The 3,185-nt window shown below is 63.9% G+C and carries 2 protein-coding genes; both read left to right on the top strand.

What is annotated here, in order from left to right; all coding sequences use genetic code 11:
• Positions 1-1,203 (top strand): trimethylamine methyltransferase family protein (locus EOA33_RS29485; RefSeq protein ID WP_127407242.1); only part of this gene is annotated, 1,203 nt, incomplete at its 5' end.
• Between the two features lie 86 nt (positions 1,204-1,289).
• Positions 1,290-3,185: FAD-dependent oxidoreductase (locus EOA33_RS29480; RefSeq protein ID WP_145989339.1), on the top strand; the 1,896-nt coding region annotated here is incomplete at its 3' end.

Genomic DNA, 3,185 nt, shown 5'->3' with positions numbered 1-3,185 from the left:
GTGCGCTTCGGCGGCAACAACGTGGTCCTCTCGATGATGGCCTCGGCGCCCAACTGCTCCGATCTCGACCGCGGCCGCCGGCCGGGCAACCAGGCCGACTACCGCAACTTCCTGCGCCTGGCGCAGATGCACAACATCCTCAACTGCACCGGCGGCTATCCGGTCGAGCCGATCGACATCCACCCCTCGGTCCGGCACCTGGAATGCATCCGCGACCTCGCCATGCTGACCGACAAGGTGTTCCACGTCTATTCGCTCGGCAAGGAGCGCAATGTCGACGGCATCGAGATCGCCAGGATCGCGCGCGGCGTCAGCCATGAGCAGATGCTGGAAGAGCCTTCCGTCTTCACCATCATCAACACCAACTCGCCACTCAAGCTCGACGTGCCGATGATGGAAGGCATCATCCAGATGTCGAGCAAAGGCCAGGTCGTCATCGTCACGCCGTTCACGCTGTCGGGCGCGATGGCGCCTGTCACAATCGCCGGCGCGCTGGTGCAGCAGAATGCGGAAGCGCTATCAGGCATCGCGTTTGCGCAGATGGTGAAGACAGGCGCGCCGGTCGGCTATGGCGGCTTCACCTCCAATGTCGACATGAAGTCGGGCGCGCCGGCCTTCGGCACGCCCGAATACATGAAGGCGCAGCTCGTCGGCGGCCAGCTCGCCCGCCGCTACAACATCCCCTACCGCACCTCCAACACCTGCGCTGCCAACACGGTCGACGCACAGGCCGCCTACGAAAGCGTCTTTTCGCTGTGGGGCGCCATCCAGGGCGGCGGCAATCTGATGATGCACGGGGCCGGCTGGCTCGAGGGCGGCCTGCGCTGCTCCTACGAAAAGACCATCCTCGACATCGACCTGCTGCAGATGGTGGCCGAGTTCCTGACCCCGCTCGACCTGTCCGAGGACGCGCTCGGCTTCGACGCCATCCAGTCGGTCGGCCCGGGCGGCCACTTCTTCGGCACCCAGCACACGCAGGACCGCTACAAGACCGCCTTCTACTCGCCAATCCTCTCCGACTGGCGCAATTTCGAAAGCTGGACGGAAGCCGGTTCGCCAACGGCGCTCGAAAAGGCCAACCGGGTCTGGAAGGAGCGGCTGGCGTCCTACGAAGAACCCTATATGGACCCGGCGACCCGCGAAGAACTCAACGACTTCGTCGAGAAACGCCGCGCCGAAGGCGGCGCCCCGACCGATTTTTGATTTTCTGCGCGCCAATCGGTGCGCCGGTCAATGTCTGGCGGCGCGCCGAAACATGATTCAATCTCTTCAAACACGGACCTATCTTCATGAAATCTCACGTCAAAGCGGTTGTCATCGGCGGCGGTGTTGTTGGCTGCTCGGTGCTCTACCATCTGGCCAAGGCCGGCTGGACCGACATCATGCTGATCGAGCGTTCGGAACTGACCTCGGGCTCCTCCTGGCATGCGGCGGGCGGCTTTCACACGCTGAACGGCGACCCCAACGTCGCCAAGCTGCAGGCCTATACGGTGCAGCTCTACAAGGAGATCGAGGAGCTTTCCGGCCAGTCCTGCTCGCTGCACCTCACCGGCGGCGTGATGATGGCGGATACGCCTGAGCGCATGGACTTTCTGCGGCTCGCCCACGCCAAGGGCCGATATCTCGGCATGGACACCGAGCTGATCACGCCGTCGGAAGCCAAGGCGATGTTCCCGCTGATGGACGACAAGAACTTCGTCGGCGCCATGTGGGATCCGGTCGAAGGCCATCTCGACCCGTCCGGCACGACCATCGCCTATTCGAAGGCGGCGAAGAAGCTTGGCGCTGAGATCGTGCTGCGCAACCGTGTCGTCGACCTGACGCAGCAGCCGGACGGCACCTGGAACGTCGTTACCGAACAGGGCACGGTCCACGCCGAGCACGTCGTCAACTGCGGTGGCCTGTGGGCGCGCGAGATCGGCCGCATGGTCGGCGTCGAGCTGCCGGTGCTGGCGATGGAGCATATGTACCTGCTCACCGAGCCGATGCCGGAGGTCGAGGAGTTCAACAAGTCGACTGGCCGCGAGATGATCGGCGTGCTCGATTTCAAGGGCGAGATCTATACCCGCCAGGAGCGCAACGGCATCCTGCTCGGCACCTATGAAAAGGCCTGCAAGCCGTGGTCGCCGGTCAACACGCCCTGGGATTTCGGCCATGAACTCTTGCAGCCCGACATCGATCGCATCGCGCCGTCGCTGGAGATCGGCTTCAAGCATTTCCCCGGCATCGAGAAGGCCGGCATCAAGCAGATCATCAATGGCCCCTTCACCTTCGCGCTCGACGGCAACCCGCTGGTAGGCCCGGTGCAGGGCCTGACCAATTTCTGGTGCGCCTGCGCCGTGATGGCCGGCTTCAGCCAGGGCGGCGGCGTCGGCCTCGCGCTCTCCAACTGGATGGTGCATGGCGATCCGGGCTTCGACGTCTGGGGCATGGATGTGGCCCGCTTCGGCGAATGGGCGAGCCTGCGGTACACCAATGCCAAGGTGCGCGAGAATTATTCGCGCCGCTTCTCGATCCGCTTCCCGAACGAAGAGTTGCCCGCCGCCCGCCCCGCGCAGACGACGCCGCTCTACGACACCATGCTCGCCAACAACGCCGTCATGGGCGACTCGTGGGGCTTGGAAACCCCGCTCTGGTTCGCCCCGAAGGGTACCGAGCCCAAGGACATCGTCTCCTTCCATCGCTCCAACGACTTCGGCCCGATCGGCGAGGAGGTGCGCGCCACGCGTGAGAAGGTCGGCGTCACCGAGATCGCCAACTTCGCCAAATACGAAGTCTCCGGACCGTCAGCCGAGGAATTCCTCAACCGGCTGATGACCAACCGCATGCCGAAGGTTGGCCGCATCGTGCTGACCCCGATGGTCAACGAGTTCGGCAAGCTGATCGGCGACTTCACCATCGCCAAGTCAGGCGAGGACCGCTTCATGATCTGGGGCTCGTCGGCCGCGCAGAAATACCATATGCGCTGGTTCGAGAAGCACCTGCCGAAGGACGGCTCCGTGCGCATCCACCGCTTCGACCAGACACTGGTCGGCCTGTCGATCGCCGGGCCGAAATCTCGCGACCTGCTGCAGAAGCTGGTCGATGTCGACATCTCCACCAAGGCCTTCCGATTCATGGATTTCCGCGAGATGGCCGTCGGCGGCGCGCCCTGCCTGGTAAACCGCATCACCTATACTGGGGAC

This window comes from Mesorhizobium sp. M4A.F.Ca.ET.050.02.1.1 (assembly GCF_003997725.1).
Lineage (GTDB): Bacteria > Pseudomonadota > Alphaproteobacteria > Rhizobiales > Rhizobiaceae > Mesorhizobium.
The sequence above is the reverse complement of the archived record's forward strand: the minus strand, read 5'-3'. Positions and strand labels throughout refer to the sequence as shown.